The organism is Klebsiella sp. 141251, assembly GCF_050600725.1.
Classification (GTDB): domain Bacteria; phylum Pseudomonadota; class Gammaproteobacteria; order Enterobacterales; family Enterobacteriaceae; genus Klebsiella; species Klebsiella aerogenes.
The window spans coordinates 516,465-531,455 of record NZ_JAQIRG010000003.1 but is presented as its reverse complement, the minus strand read 5'-3'; the positions used below and the strand labels follow the sequence as shown (position 1 = coordinate 531,455).

The following is a 14,991-nucleotide window of genomic DNA, read 5'->3' as shown; positions in this document are numbered from 1 at the left end:
GCGTTCGTGCCGATGGCGGCGGTGTTCCCGGCGCTGGAGCCAAAGCATAAAGGGGCGGCGATTTCGGTCTACAACCTGTCTGCCGGGCTGTCGAACTTCCTCGCGCCGGCGATTGCGGTGGTGCTGCTGCCGCACTTCAGCACCATCGGCGTGGTAGTGGCCTATACCGCGCTCTATCTGCTGGCGTTTTGTCTGTGCCCGTTTATTCGTGTCGATCAGCCGGGCTTTGCCCGTAAGGCAAGCGGCGTCAGGGAAGGGGTAGAATATTCATAACGTTATCAGGGCGGGTATATCCCGCCCTGATGTTTTAACGCAGTAACATACAGTCCGGCGGCAGACGGCAGCGTAGCGCCTCGCCGAGGATTTCCATACGGAAGGATTTGCCGCTCAGCGGTTCGCCATCCAGGTTGAAGGTCATTTCATGGGCTGCGGTGACTTCAAACCACGGCGATACGCCGTCGATCAGATTTGGTGAATTATCGGGATTAGCGAGGGTGCTAAACAGCGCAGGCAGCAACTCTTCGCCGGTAAAAATACGCAGATGCAGTAGCCCGTCGTTAATTAATGCTTCAGGACACAGTTGCTGACCACCACCGGCCTGGCGGCCATTGCCGATGCCGATAACCAGCGCGTCGCCCTGCCAGTGAAAGTTCTCGCCGCGAATTTCGCAGCGGTCCGGCTTCAGGGTATCCATGCGCGTCAGGCCGTGAATCAGATAGGAGACGCCGCCGAGCGCGGCTTTCAGTTTTTCCGGCGTTTCGGTGGTGATACGGGTACCAAAGCCGCCGGTGGCCATATTGATAAATCCGGCCTCGTTATTCACGCGAACCACATCAATAGGGACGTCGCGCCCGGCTATCGCCAGCTTCAGCGCGCTGGCTAAGTCCTGCGGGATGCCGACGCTGGTGGCGAAATCATTGGCTGTGCCGAGGGGGAGTATTCCCAGCGCCATGTTGCTGCCGCGCTGGACCAGCGCGGTGGCGACTTCATTAATCGTGCCATCGCCGCCGCCGGCAATCACCGTCGCCACCCTGAGCGTTTCGGCTTCCTCGACAAAACGAATCGCATCGCCTTTTTCCCAGGTCACGCGGACGTGTATCTCGATACCTTCTTCGCGCAGGAGATTAACGGCTTCGCGCAGTTGTGGCTCATTCGCGCCTTTACCGTTGAGAATTAATAAGCTGGCTGGAAATTGGGTCATCCTTTATCGCCTCATTCTTAGTCGTCATCCTCAGTGTATCGCATGAATGGCGTCATGGAATAAGAAAGTCGGGAAAATAGGATGCATAAAAAATAAGCCCGCGTAAGGGAGATTACGCAGGCTAAGGAGGTGGTTCCTGGTACAGCTAGCATTTATGGGTTATGTTTTTCAGCGAAATGGATGATACCTGCTTCGAACGTAACGGTATGTGATCCGATTCTAATATCCATACATAGTGAAAAAATAACGCCAATAAACTAATTTTTATGCGGATTGCGCGTCGACTCGCCGTTGAAATTACGCATCAGCAAACCATACTCCAGCGCCATATCCTCCGGCAGCGGCAGCCAGACGATATAACCGTCTCCCGGCGCGACCGGCATTGCTTCGCCTTTGGCGTTCTCCATATGTTCGAGCGTAAAGTTGACGTTGCCTTGCGGAGTCATGACCTCCAGGCTGTCGCCGACCGAGAACTTATTTTTTACCGCCACTTCGGCCAGATTACCATTACGCTTGCCGGTGAATTCGCCGACAAACTGCTGGCGTTCGGAAACCGAGTAGCCGTACTCGTAATTCTGATAGTCGTCGTGGGTGTGGCGGCGCAGGAAGCCTTCGGTATAGCCGCGGTGAGCCAGACCTTCCAGCGTCTCCAGCAGACTGGTATCGAACGGTTTACCGGCGGCGGCGTCGTCAATCGCTTTACGGTACACCTGGGCGGTGCGGGCGCAGTAGTAGAAGGATTTGGTGCGGCCTTCAATCTTCAGCGAGTGCACGCCCATCTGGGTCAGGCGCTCCACGTGGGCGATTGCGCGCAGATCTTTGGAGTTCATGATGTAGGTGCCGTGCTCGTCTTCGAAGGCGGTCATATACTCGCCCGGACGTTTGGCTTCCTCAATCATAAATACCTGGTCGGTTGGCGCGCCGATACCGAGAGTGGGTTCAACGTTCTGCACCGGGATAGGCTCATGCTTGTGGACGATATTACCTACGTCATCTTCTTTGCCTTCCTGAACGTTGTACTCCCAGCGGCAGGCGTTGGTGCAGGTACCCTGGTTAGGGTCACGTTTGTTGATATAGCCGGAGAGCAGGCAGCGGCCGGAGTAGGCCATGCACAGCGCGCCATGGACGAAAATCTCGATTTCCATCTCCGGCACCTGGCTGCGAATTTCGGCGATCTCGTCCAGCGACAGCTCGCGGGAGAGGATCACGCGGGTTAGCCCCATTTGCTGCCAGAATTTCACCGTCGCCCAGTTGACGGCGTTGGCCTGTACCGACAGGTGAATTGGCATATCAGGGAAGTTTTCCCGCACCAGCATGATTAAACCAGGATCGGACATAATCAGCGCGTCCGGCCCCATTTCCACTACCGGTTTGAGATCGCGAATGAACGTTTTCAGCTTGGCGTTATGCGGCGCGATGTTAACCACCACGTAGAATTTTTTCCCTAGCTCGTGGGCCTCATTGATGCCGAGCTGCAGGTTTTCGTGGTTAAATTCATTGTTGCGCACGCGCAGTGAGTAACGCGGCTGGCCGGCGTAGACCGCATCGGCGCCATAAGCGAAAGCGTAACGCATATTTTTCAGCGTTCCCGCCGGGGAAAGGAGTTCCGGTTTAAACATGATTTTCTCGTTCTGATGACAGGTCAGACTCGCCGCACCAGGTGCGGCGATTCGGGGGAGTGTCCCCACATTAAGGGCGGGCATTGTAGCGCCGTGGGGCAAGGTAGTAAATACTGCCAGGTGACCTAAAAAAGTATAGTGGGATATGAGGTGCTTAAGGAGAAGTAAAATGGAAAAGGTTAGGATAGGGATTGTCTTAGGTTTATTGGCCATGCAGCCGTTAGCCGTCTTTGCGGAATTATCACTTGAAGAGACCGCCAGACAGGTAATGATCGGATTTCAAAATGAAGATGCTGAATTAATCAACTCATTCATCGATAAAGACATGGGATTGTATGTATTATTTCACCGTGGAGCCTCTGCAAATTATGAGCGTTTAATGCACATCAATTTTAATCAACCGGTACCGGAGTATTTATCCTGGCCAACGGGGGGAAGTCACATTCCACGTAATAAAGAATTTGAACGTAGAATAATCCCGCTCTTTGAATGTGAGGAGGGCTGGGACCGAGAAGGATATTTTATCAGTGGATACGATTCTAATCATAAACTATCAGCAACGATGGCCTGGACGAAACTGAATGACAACTCGGTTTCTGATGCTGATATTTCGGCGGCAAGAAAACTGGAGTCCGATAGCGTGCGCGTAGTGGCCGTGCCGGATAAATCAAATAATGGATTGGTATTTCATCTGAGCCAACTTCATGGCCAATCTAATTGGTCCTTAACGGTTGTCGATCAGGTTATAGATTGCGGTGCGTGATATTATACTGGTTTGATATAGTGATAATTAATATCCATGCTGAGGATATTTGGTTTGAGCTTGTAAACTGAAGCCACTGCAATCGGCGTGGCTTCAGCGAATGCTAAACTATTATACCGTAATATTTGTCGTGCTATTCATAGCGGTATATTACTCTATGCCATTCGACAGGCGTCCGCCTCCCAGCGATAGCCGACGCCGTAGACGGCGCGAATAAACGACTGCTCGGCATCCAGCGATTCAAGCTTACGGCGCAGGTTTTTAATATGGCTGTCGATAGTGCGGTCGGTGACCACGCGATAATCGTCGTACAGATGATTGAGCAGTTGTTCGCGGGAGAAGACTTTACCCGGCTCCTGAGACAGCGTTTTTAATAGCCGAAACTCGGCGGGAGTCAGGTCCAGTAATTTTTCGCGCCACGAGGCCTGGAAGCGGCTCTCATCAACGATGAGCGGGCTTTGCGCATCCAGCGCCTGCAGAGCCCGCTGTGGCTTGCAGCGACGCAGGATCGTCTTCACGCGAGCCACAACTTCACGCGGACTATATGGTTTGCAGATGTAGTCGTCGGCGCCGATCTCCAGCCCCAGCAGGCGATCGATCTCCTCGATTTTGGCGGTGACCATCACGATCGGTACATCGGAAAAACGGCGGATTTCACGACACAATGTCAGGCCGTCGGTGCCGGGCAGCATTAAATCCAGCAGAATCAAATGCGGGGGCGTCTGGCGAACGTAGGGCAGTACCCGATCGCCATGCGCAATTAGCGTTGGCGCGTAGCTCGCGGCCTGCAAATAGTCGATCAACAACTGACCGAGCTTGGGCTCGTCTTCCACGATTAAAATACGCGGCGTGTTTTCATCAATGGGTAATTCGCTCATACGTCCCTCGATAAATCCTGTTCCAGAGGTAATTCTACTTTAATGCTAACCCCGCCAAAAGGCGAATGGCTGGCGTTCAGGCTGCCGCCGTGGGCCGCTACGATGTTCATACAGATTGCCAGCCCAAGGCCGGATCCGCCGCTGGCGCGGTTACGCGAACCTTCGGTGCGGTAAAAACGTTCACACAGCCGCGCCAGCTGCTCGTCGCTAACGCCGGGGCCGCTATCGGCAAAATCGAGCATTAACCTGCGGCCGTTTTGTTTGGCGCTAATCAGCAGGCGTCCGCCGCGGTCGGTATAGCGCAGGCTGTTTTCCAGCAGATTATTGAACAGCTGCATTAGCCGATCGCGATCGCCGAACACGATAGCGTTATCCGGCAGCGAGACGCCGATGGTCAACCCGCGGCTGGCGAAACGTTCGCGGAACGCTCCTGCGGCGACCTCCAGTAGCGCAATTAAATCTACCGATTCTTTCTGGTAGGCTAAGGCGCCTTCATCGGACATCGATAGCTGATGCAGATCGTCTACCAGCTTAGTGAGCGTGCCGACTTCCGCCTGCAGCGAAGAAATTGAATCCGGGGTGAATTTACGCACGCCGTCCTGAATTGCTTCCAGCTCGCCGCGCAGCACCGCTAGCGGCGTGCGGAGTTCATGCGAAATATCGGCCATCAAATCGCGGCGCATTTGTTGGTTGCGCTCAAGCGTACTGGCAAGCTGGTTGAAATCCTGCGCCAGACGACCCAGTTCATCCCCGCCGGTGACCGTGACGCGGGTAGAGAAATCGCCCGCCGCCAGCTTATGGGTACCTTCCACCAGCCGTTTGACCGGCGCCAGCAGCCCGCGGGCCAGCGGGAAGGTGGCCAGAGCGGCGAGGAGGGTGGCGAGGGCGACGATAAGCCAGCTGGTGCGTTTTTGCTGGCGGTCGAAATTGATATCCGTGTTGCGCGTGAGTCGCTCGACCGGCGAGGCGATCACCGCCCCGACGGTCACGCCGTTGACGACAATGTTGCGCCGGGTGCCATCTTGCGGTACCGGCGCTCGCGGGCCTACCAGCACGCGCCCTTGTTGATCGACAACCCAAAATTGCGTGCGCCAACCGTGCGGCGGCATATCGGGACGCGGGCCAGGGCCGGGCATTGGCCCTGGCTCGCCGTGTGGGCCCGGACCACCCGGCGGGCGTTCGTCGTTATCCCGCTCGAAGGTGCGCAGTAACTGGAAGATAAAACGATCGTTATTGCGCAAAAACTTCCAGTCGCCGTGCTGCTCGTACTGTTCGCTCAGCGCGTCGCCGAGCATCGTTAATCGCTGTTCATTACCGCGTTTTATATAGTCGATAAAGCCGCGCTCAAAGCTGATACGCACCGCCCAGTGCATGCTAATCAGCAGCACGATACAGGTAGCGAAAATAGCCAGGAACAGCTTACCGGTGATACCCGGGCGCCAAAGTTTCACGATTCACTCCTTTTGCGTCGGCGGATGACGGTGTTGCTGCCGACATCGTTCGGTACGCGGGAAAAGATGAGCGCCGGGAGGGCGATAATCACCGCCATGCTCAGATAGGTGTAGAGGAAAACTTGATGAACGGCTGGGGCATCGGCGCTGATATGCTGCTGGCCGTACATGCCGAGCAGTAGCCCGGCGATGGTCACGCCGATACTCATCGAGAGCTGCATAACCATCGAGAGCAGGCTGTTACCGCTACTGGCCAACTCATCAGGCAGGTCTTTTAGCGTCAGAGTATTCATCGACGAGAAACGGCTGGAGTTAATCATGCCCTGCAGGAACAGCACTAGCGGCAGCAGCCAGTACCAGCCGGCCAGTGCGACGGCCATGAACAGCAAACTCACCAGCGCCAGGCCGAGGGTTGCGAAAACCAGCACGCGGCGATAGCCAAAGCGATTCACTACCTGCACCACGATGCGTTTCATCCCCATGCTGCCCAGCACCATCGGGATCATCATCAGCCCGGCGTGGAACGGCGAGAAGCCGAGGCCAATTTGCAGGAATACCGGGGTCATAAACGGCAACATCCCGCTGCCGATACGCCCGGCGAAGCTGCCGCCAAGACCGAGCGAGAAGGTTTTATTGCGAAACAGTTTGAGGCTAAACAATGCGTTAACGTTACCGCGGGCGTGCCACCAATAGAATCCCATCGCCATCAGGCCGCCGACGACCAGCACGGCGAGCAGCAGCGGCGAGATACCCAGCCCTTTTTTGCCGTCAAGCGCCAGCGTCAGGGCGGCCATTCCCACCGCCAGCAGAATAAAACCAAGAATATCAAAACGCCGGGTCTGCAGGGTGTAGTTTGGCATCAGGCATAACGTGGCGATAGCGCCGATGATACCTACCGGGATGTTAATTAAGAAAATCCAGTGCCAGGAAGCATATTCGACGAGCACGCCGCCAAGCGCCGGGCCGAGCAGCGGTCCAACCTGGCCGGGCAGGGTGACGAAGGTCATCGCCGCCATATACTGATCGCGTGGAACGATTTTCATCACCGTCAGACGCCCGACCGGTACCATCATCGCGCCGCCGACGCCTTGCAGCACGCGGGACATCACTAACTGATCGAGAGTGCTGGCCTGGGCGCAGAATAGCGAGCCGATGGTAAACAATACAATGGCGCTGAAGAAGATATTGCGCACGCCAACCCGGTCCGCCAGCCAGCCGCTGGCCGGCAGCATGACCGCCACCGTAAGCACATATGAGACCACCACCATATGCATGTGCAGCGGGCTCTCCCCAAGGCTTTTGGCCATCGAGGGGAGGGCGGTGTTAACGATGGTGGTATCCAGCGACTGCATAAAGAAGCCGAAGGCCACAATCCATAACTGCCAGCGTACGCTGGAGGGCAGATCTGTCATTTTATTCGCTTACCGGTTGAGAAGACTTGCGCGTAAAACGCAGCCGCAGACGATCAAAGAACAAATAGACCACCGGGGTGGTGTACAGCGTCAGCAGCTGGCTCATGACCAGACCGCCGACGATGGTGATCCCCAACGGCTGCCGCAGCTCTGAACCATCCCCGCCCGACAGCACCAGCGGCAGTGCGCCGAACAGCGCCGCCAGGGTGGTCATCATGATCGGGCGAAAACGTAGCAGGCAGGCCTCGAAGATGGCCTCTTCCGGCGGCAGATTACCGCTGCGCTGCGCTTCAAGGGCGAAATCGACCATCATGATGGCGTTTTTCTTTACGATGCCAATTAATAGCATGATCCCTATCAGGGCGATTAGGCTGAATGGGGCACCGAACAACTCCAGCGCCAACAGCGCGCCCACCCCAGCCGATGGCAGGGTAGAGAGGATAGTTAACGGATGCACGTAGCTTTCGTAGAGGATCCCCAGCACGATATACACCGTGGCGATGGCGGCGATAATCAGGATCACCTGTGAGTTCATCGTCTGCTGGAATACCTGCGCGGTGCCGGCAAACGATCCGCGGACGCTCGACGGCACGCCGAGCTGGGTCATCGCCCGGTCAATGGCGTCGCTGGCTTCCGATAGCGATTTGCCGGTCGGCAGGTTGAAGGAGATGGTCGAGGCGGCCGATAGCCCCTGATGATTGACCGAAAGCGGCGCGTTCGCCGGTTGCCATTTGGCGAAATACGACAGCGGAATGGGTTTGCCGTCTTTACTGATGACAAACATTTGTTCCAGCGCGCTAACGTCTTGGGTATAAAGCGGATCGACTTCCATCACCACTTTGTACTGGTTCAGCGGCTGGTAGATGGTTGAGATTTGCCGCTGGCCGAAAGCGTTGTTTAACAGACTGTTGGCATCCTGTACGCTGACACCCAGTCGTGACATGGTGTCGCGGTCGTAGACCAGATCCATCTCCGCGCCGTTATCCTGTTGGTCTGAGTTCACATCGGCCAGTTCCGGCAGCGCCGCCAGTGCCTTGCGGATTTTTGGCTCCCATTCACGCAGCGCCGACAAATCGTCCGATAACAGAGTGTATTGATAGCTGGCATTCGACTGACGCCCGCCGACGCGGATATCCTGCACCGCCATCAGGAACAGATTAGCGCCGGGCTCTTTCGCCAGCTTTTTCCGCAGCCGGTCGATGATTTGCTGCGCGGTTTCATGGCGCTGGTCGCGCGGTTTCAGGGTGATAAACATCATACCGCTATTCACCCGCGAGCCGCCGGTAAAGCCGGTCACGTTATCGACCGCCGGATCCTCGCGGATGATCTTCATAAAGTCCTGAAGTTTGCCGCGCATCGCCTGGAAAGAAATGCTCTGATCCGCCTGAATGCCGCCCATCAGCACCCCGGTGTCCTGCTCCGGGAAGAAGGTTTTCGGAATGGCGATATACAGCCACACGCTGAGCGCTATCGTACCGAGCAGGACCAGGCCAGTCAGCCGACTATGCTTCAGCACCCATTTTAACGATTTGCCATAGCCGCCCTGAATAGCGACCAGCAGGCGGCCAAAGCCGCGATTGCGCGTTGGTTCATGAGGTTTGCCGCTTTTCAGCAGCCAGCCGCACATCATCGGCGTTAGCGTGAGCGATACGGCGAGCGAAATGCCGATCGCTACCGATAGCGTGACGGCGAACTCGCGCAGCAGACGGCCCGGAAGGCCGCCCATCAGCAGCAGCGGTAAGAACACCGCCACCAGCGACAGGCTCATCGACAGCACGGTAAAGCCGACTTCACGGCTGCCCTGTAACGCGGCCTGCAGCGGTTTCATTCCGGCCTCAAGATGGCGGGAAATGTTTTCCAGCACTACGATGGCGTCATCAACGACAAAACCGGTGGCGATGGTCAGCGCCATTAGCGACAGATTATTGAGGCTGAAGCCGCATAAATACATCGCTGCGAAGGTACCGATTAACGATACCGGTACGGCGACAGCCGGGATAAGCGTTGCGCGCCCGGAGCGCAAAAACAGAAAGACCACCAGAATCACCAGCGCGACCGAGATCACCAGCGTTTGTTCGACCTCTTCCAGCGATGCGCGGATAGTGGGGGAACGATCCTGGGCAATTTGTAAATCGATGGCTGCCGGGATAGTACGCTGTAGTTCCGGCAGGCGGGCGCGGATGCTGTCGACCGTTTGAATGATGTTGGCTTCCGGCAGCTTGCGTATCATCAGCAGGATCGCCGGTTTGGCGTTGGTCATCCCGGCGTTACGCACATCCTGGACTGAATCCGTCACTTTTGCCACGTCGCCAAGACGTACCGCTGCGCCGTTGTTGTAGTGGACGATTACCGGCAAATATTCCGCCGCGGTTTTCAGTTCATCGTTGGTCTGCACCTGCCAGCGATGGGTTCCATCTTCCAGCGCGCCCTGCGGGCGACGCACGTTGGCGTTATCGATGGCGCTGCGCACGGCATCCAGTGAGACGCCCTGGTTAAACAGCGCCTGCGGGTTGAGATCGACACGCACCGCCGGCAGGGAGCTGCCGCCGACGTCGACATCGCCGACGCCGTCGATCTGCGCGATGGTTTGCGCCAGCTGGGTTGAAGCGAAATCGTACAGCTCGCCCTGCGAATAGGTATCCGAGGTGAGCGTCAGGATCATGATCGGCGCATCGGACGGGTTAGCTTTGCGATATGTGGGGCGGCTGGGCATCCCGCTCGGCAGCAGGCTTTGAGCGGCATTAATCGCCGCCTGCACGTCGCGGGCGGCGCCGTTAATATCGCGATCGAAATTAAACTCCATGATGATACGGGTACTGCCAAGCGAGCTCGACGAGGTCATTTCATTGACCCCGGCAATGCGCCCCAGCGAGCGTTCCAGCGGTGTGGCCACCGACGAGGCCATGGTTTCCGGCGAGGCGCCGGGCAGCGAGGCGCTAATCATGATCACCGGGAAATCGACCTGCGGTAGCGGCGCGACCGGTAGCAGGCGGAAACCGAGGATCCCGCACAGGGTAATCGCCAGCGAGATAAGAATCGTCGCCACTGGGCGATATATAAAGAGAGCGAAAAACTTCACTTACGCCTCCTCTTCACGGCGCGGGAAGCGGCTCTTCATATACAGCGATAGCCGATCGAACAGCAGATAAATCACCGGCGTGGTGAATAACGTCAGTACCTGGCTGAGCATCAGGCCGCCAACCATACCAATGCCCAGCGGACGACGCAGCTCGGCGCCGACGCCGGTACTGAGCATCAATGGCAGCGCACCAAGCAGGGCGGCGAGGGTGGTCATCAGAATCGGACGGAAGCGCAGCAGGCAGGCCTGATAAATGGCTTCCCGCGGCGGCATCCCCTGTTCGCGCTCGGCGGCGAGGGCAAAGTCAATCATCATAATGGCGTTTTTCTTCACGATACCAATCAGCAGAATGATGCCGATGATGGCAATCACATCCAGCTCGCTACCGGCCAGCCATAGCGCCAGTAGCGCCCCGACGCCAGCGGTCGGCAGCGTAGAAAGAATGGTGATGGGATGAATGAAGCTTTCGTACAGCACGCCGAGCACGATATACATGGCGACGACCGCCGCGACCACCAGCCAGACGGTGCTACCGAGCGCCGACTGGAACGCGAGCGAACTGCCCTGGAACTGAGTGCGGATGTCGCTTGGGAAATCCAGCGACTGCTCGGTGGACAAAATAGCCTCTACCGCTTCGCCGAGGGAGTAGTTGTCCGGCACGTTGAATGAAATGGTGGTAACCGGGAACTGATCGAGATGGTTGACCGACAGCGGCGTAAAACGCTGCTCGACGCTGGCGATAGACTTCAGCGGCACAATGCCGCCATCGCTGCTGGTGAGGCGAATATTATCCAGCGCCGCCAGCCCCGGCGTCGCCTGGGTGTCGTGCTCCAGCACCACGCGATATTGGTTGGCCTGGGTATAAATTGTCGAGATCAGCCGTTGGCCAAAGGCGTTATACAGCGCGTTATCGACATCCGCCATGGAAATACCCAGCCGGCTGGCGCTATCGCGATCGACATTGATATAAGCCGCGAGCCCTTTATCCTGCCAGTCGCTGCTGACATCGGCAAGCTGGGGTAAGGATTGCAGGCGCGACAGCAATTGCGGCACCCAGTTGCTCAGCGCATCGAGCGAGTTAGCCTGCAGGGTAAACTGATACTGCGTTCGGCTGACGGTGGTATCGATGGTCAGATCCTGCGTTGGCTGCAGGTAGAGCTCAATGCCCGGTACGCTTGCCACCGCGTGTTGCAGGCGACTAATGACCGTTTGTACCCGATCGTCACGCTCATCCAGCGGCTTGAGGTTAATCTGCAGACGCGCGCTGTTCAGCGCCGGATTGGTGCCATCAACGCCGACAAACGACGTGAGGCTTTCAACCGCCGGATCTTTCAGAATCAGCTCGGATACCTGCTGCTGGCGTTGCGCCATACTGGCGAACGATACCGACTGCGGCGCTTGTAACGTGCCCTGAATAATGCCGTTATCCTGGATCGGGAAGAAGCCTTTCGGGATAAAGACCCATAGCAGAATCGATAACGCAAGGGTGCTTAACGCCACGCTCAATGTTAACCACGGGTGGTTCAGCACGCGGCTCAGCCAGCGACCATACACGGCAATCACCCGCTCGAAGAATCGCTCGCTGGCCCGCGAAAAGCGGTTTTGTTTGCGCAGCGATTCGTGGCTTAACATCCGCGCGCACATCATTGGCGTCAGGGTCAGCGAGACCACCGCCGAAATCAGAATCGCCACCGCGAGGGTAATGGCGAATTCGCGGAACAATCGCCCAACGATATCACCCATAAACAGCAGCGGGATCAGTACGGCAATCAGCGAGAAGGTTAATGAAATAATCGTGAAGCCGATTTCCCCCGCGCCTTTCAGCGCGGCGGCAAGCGGTTTCTCACCTTTTTCAATGTAGCGGGAGATGTTTTCGATGACTACGATGGCGTCATCGACCACGAAGCCGGTGGCGATGGTCAGCGCCATTAGCGTCAGGTTATTAATTGAAAAATCGAGGAACACCATAACCGCGAAGGTGCCGACCAGCGACAGCGGCACGGCGACACCGGGAATGATGGTTGCCGGGACATTGCGCAGGAAGAGATAAATGATCATCACCACCAGCGCGATGGCGAGCAGCAATTCGAACTGCGTATCGCTGACCGACGCGCGAATATTGGTGGTGCGGTCAGAAAGCACCTGTACCTTAACGGATTTAGGCAGGCTCTCTGTGAGCTGCGGCAACATCTGGCGGATGCTGTCGGCGGTGGCGATGATATTCGCTCCCGGCTGGCGCTGGACGTTCATTACGATCGCCCGCTGCTTATTGGCCCACGCACCGAGCCAGGCGTTCTCGGCGCCCTGTTCGATGGTCGCAACATCGCCAAGGCGGATCGGCGCGCCGTTCTGATAGGCGATAATCAGTCGACGGTAATCTTCCGCCGACTGCATCTGATCGTTGGCGGAAAGAGTGACCGCGCGGGCCGGACCGTCAAGGCTACCTTTCGCTGAATTCACGTTGGCGCTGGTAATGGCGGTGCGCACGGTTTCGCTGGTCAAACCTAACGCGGCGATCGCCTGGGCATTGAGCTTAACGCGCACAGCAGGGCGCTGGCCGCCGGCCAGCGTCACCAGACCGACGCCGGAAACCTGAGAAATCTTCTGCGCCACCCGAGTTTCCACCATATCTTCGACCTGAGTCATCGGCATTGCGCTGGAGGTGACGGCCAGGGTCATGATCGGCGGATCCGCCGGGTTCACTTTGCTGTAAACCGGCGGGTTGGGTAAATCAGACGGCAGCAGGTTGGTCGCGGCGTTGATGGCCGCCTGCACTTCCTGTTCGGCAACATCCAGCGCCAGGGTCAGCTGGAACTGGAGGGTGATGACCGACGCGCCGCCCGAGCTCTGTGATGACATCTGCTTAAGGCCGGACATCTGGCCAAACTGGCGCTCCAGCGGCGCGGTAATCGACGACGTCACCACATCCGGGCTGGCGCCGGGGTAAAGCGTCACCACCTGAATAGTGGGGTAGTCCACTTCCGGCAGCGCGGAGACCGGCAGGAAGCGATAGCCGATGATGCCGGCCAGCAGAATGGCGACCATCAAGAGCGTTGTCGCCACCGGACGCATAATAAACAGCCGGGACGGACCGCCCGTACTGCTTGGGGGTAAGACTTGCATCAGGCGCCCGCTCCGTTTTTACCACTCTGGCGGGCGGCAGGTTGTTCCTCCGCGGCGCTGTGGGCTTCGACGACTTCGACCTTCGCGCCTTCGGTCAGGCGGTCGATACCATCGGTCACCACCCGGTCGCCTGCTGACAGCCCGGCGTTAATCACCACTTTCTGGCTATCCTGAATACCCGGCGTGACCGTATGTTTACTGACTTTATTCTCACTGTTCAGCACCCACACGAAGTGCCCCTCGTTGCCCATTTGTAGCGCGGCGGTGGGGATCACGACCGCATCCTGCTCCGTATCCACCAGCATTCTGGCGTTGACGAACTGATTTGGGAACAATGCGTCATCGAGGTTATTAAATCGCGCTTTAAGCTTAATGGTGCCGGTGGTGGCATCGATTTGGTTATCGAGGCTCAGCAGGTTGCCAGTGCTGATCTTCTGTTTATTGGTACGATCCCAGGCCTCAACGGTCAGCGTTTTCCCGGCCTTTTGCGCCTGTACCACGGTGGCGATATCGCTTTCCGGCAGGGTAAAGACCAAATCGATAGGGTGGGTTTGCGTGAGTACGACAATGCCGGTGGTGTCGCCACTGGAGATTTGGTTGCCGATGTCGACCTGTTTCAGGCCCACGCGTCCGTCAATCGGCGCGGTGATGCGGGTCCAGTCCAGCTGCAGTTGCGCACTGGCGACGGCGGCCTGATCGGCTTTAACCGTACCGGCGGATTCAACCACCAGCGACTGCTGCGTATCCAGCTCCTGACGGGAGATAAGGTTGGTTTTGACCAGTTGTTGATAGCGGGCGAGATCTCGGCGCGCGTTTGCGAGGGTAGCGTTATCTTTGGCAAGCTGGCCCTGCGCCTGGGCCAGCGCGACCTTGAACTGGCTGGGATCGATTTGCGCCAGCAGATCGCCGGCTTTTACCTGCTGACCTTCCTGGAAATGAATACTCAGCAACTGACCGTCAACCCGACTGCGCACGGTCACGGTGTTCGCCGCGGTGATAGTCCCCAGGCCAGTAAGATAGCGGGGGACGGATTCGCTGGTGGCGGTTGCCGCCTGCACCGGGGCCAGCGCCGCGCCGAAGCGGCCATGGCGCCCCCCGGCAGGCGGTTTTGCTCCTTGTTGACTTGCGCCAGCAGCGCCTGCGTTTGTTTCTTCAGAGCGATCGTGCCAGAACCAATAGGCGGCACCCGCCGCCAAAATTACCGTCAGGACCATTCCCCAACGAAGTGTGTGACTACTTTTCATTATTTTGCTATCTCATCCTGAAGCTTTCGCTGAATGATACTAGTTTAGTAACGGAACGCCCCGCAAAAATGGAGGAATTATGAAAAGCGCGTATGGAAAGGTCTGAATTGGCGGGCTTTCACGAGGAGGCTCGCAAAGTGAGCGGCAATATGGTTATTCAATCTTGTATGAAAGTTGCGGCTATCAATACCAGTTTGGTGAGAGGCCGGAACATTTTTGAC

The 14,991-nt window shown here is 57.2% G+C and carries 9 protein-coding genes and 1 pseudogene; 2 read left to right on the top strand and 8 right to left on the bottom strand.

Annotation, left to right across the window (positions count from 1 at the left end; all coding sequences use genetic code 11):
- Nucleotides 1–273 (top strand): annotated as a pseudogene (locus PGR09_RS10225) (cytochrome C biogenesis protein CcdA); the annotation flags it as partial.
- A gap of 34 nt (nucleotides 274–307) precedes the next feature.
- Here PGR09_RS10225 and yegS read toward each other — a convergent pair.
- Together yegS and yegQ are read right to left on the bottom strand one after the other, a co-directional pair.
- Nucleotides 308–1,201, bottom strand: a complete 894-nt coding sequence (yegS, locus tag PGR09_RS10220) for a lipid kinase YegS (RefSeq protein WP_015706070.1) — start codon at nucleotides 1,199–1,201, stop codon at nucleotides 308–310.
- 257 nt (nucleotides 1,202–1,458) lie between these two features.
- Complete coding sequence (gene yegQ, locus PGR09_RS10215) at nucleotides 1,459–2,820, bottom strand: tRNA 5-hydroxyuridine modification protein YegQ (RefSeq protein WP_032714942.1); 1,362 nt, start codon at nucleotides 2,818–2,820, stop codon at nucleotides 1,459–1,461.
- Nucleotides 2,821–2,989: 169 nt separating this feature from the next.
- Here yegQ and PGR09_RS10210 point away from each other — a divergent pair, with 169 nt between their 5' ends.
- Nucleotides 2,990–3,583 (top strand): hypothetical protein, encoded by a 594-nt coding sequence (locus tag PGR09_RS10210; protein ID WP_063414515.1) that lies wholly within the window; start codon nucleotides 2,990–2,992, stop codon nucleotides 3,581–3,583.
- A gap of 155 nt (nucleotides 3,584–3,738) precedes the next feature.
- On the opposite strand, the gene baeR is transcribed toward PGR09_RS10210, so the two are convergent.
- Genes baeR through PGR09_RS10180 form a run of 6 tightly spaced genes read right to left on the bottom strand, consistent with a single transcriptional unit; the run spans nucleotide 3,739 to nucleotide 14,770 of the window.
- A complete protein-coding gene (gene baeR, locus PGR09_RS10205) occupies nucleotides 3,739–4,461 on the bottom strand; it encodes a two-component system response regulator BaeR (RefSeq protein ID WP_047066694.1) in 723 nt (240 codons plus the stop codon).
- Nucleotides 4,458–5,912, bottom strand: a complete 1,455-nt coding sequence (gene baeS, locus PGR09_RS10200; protein WP_047066695.1) for a two-component system sensor histidine kinase BaeS — start codon at nucleotides 5,910–5,912, stop codon at nucleotides 4,458–4,460. Before baeS ends, baeR begins: the two co-directional genes overlap by 4 nt.
- Nucleotides 5,909–7,324, bottom strand: coding sequence for an MFS transporter (locus tag PGR09_RS10195; protein WP_430916106.1), 1,416 nt, complete (start codon nucleotides 7,322–7,324; stop codon nucleotides 5,909–5,911). The genes baeS and PGR09_RS10195 overlap by 4 nt, the downstream gene beginning before the upstream one ends.
- A gap of 1 nt (nucleotide 7,325) precedes the next feature.
- Nucleotides 7,326–10,403, bottom strand: a complete 3,078-nt coding sequence (gene mdtC / locus PGR09_RS10190; protein ID WP_430916105.1) for a multidrug efflux RND transporter permease subunit MdtC — start codon at nucleotides 10,401–10,403, stop codon at nucleotides 7,326–7,328.
- Complete coding sequence (locus PGR09_RS10185; protein ID WP_045391878.1) at nucleotides 10,404–13,526, bottom strand: MdtB/MuxB family multidrug efflux RND transporter permease subunit; 3,123 nt, start codon at nucleotides 13,524–13,526, stop codon at nucleotides 10,404–10,406. It lies immediately after the preceding gene.
- Complete coding sequence (locus PGR09_RS10180) at nucleotides 13,526–14,770, bottom strand: MdtA/MuxA family multidrug efflux RND transporter periplasmic adaptor subunit (RefSeq protein WP_315711208.1); 1,245 nt, start codon at nucleotides 14,768–14,770, stop codon at nucleotides 13,526–13,528. Before PGR09_RS10180 ends, PGR09_RS10185 begins: the two co-directional genes overlap by 1 nt.
- Nucleotides 14,771–14,991 lie beyond the last annotated feature (221 nt).

Coding starts and splice junctions, on each gene's coding strand:
- yegS (WP_015706070.1), bottom strand. CDS start 1,201: ATGACCCAATTTCCAGCCAGCTTATTAATTCTCAACGGTAAAGGCGCG.
- yegQ (WP_032714942.1), bottom strand. CDS start 2,820: ATGTTTAAACCGGAACTCCTTTCCCCGGCGGGAACGCTGAAAAATATG.
- PGR09_RS10210 (WP_063414515.1), top strand. CDS start 2,990: ATGGAAAAGGTTAGGATAGGGATTGTCTTAGGTTTATTGGCCATGCAG.
- baeR (WP_047066694.1), bottom strand. CDS start 4,461: ATGAGCGAATTACCCATTGATGAAAACACGCCGCGTATTTTAATCGTG.
- PGR09_RS10195 (WP_430916106.1), bottom strand. CDS start 7,324: ATGACAGATCTGCCCTCCAGCGTACGCTGGCAGTTATGGATTGTGGCC.
- PGR09_RS10185 (WP_045391878.1), bottom strand. CDS start 13,526: ATGCAAGTCTTACCCCCAAGCAGTACGGGCGGTCCGTCCCGGCTGTTT.
- PGR09_RS10180 (WP_315711208.1), bottom strand. CDS start 14,770: ATGAAAAGTAGTCACACACTTCGTTGGGGAATGGTCCTGACGGTAATT.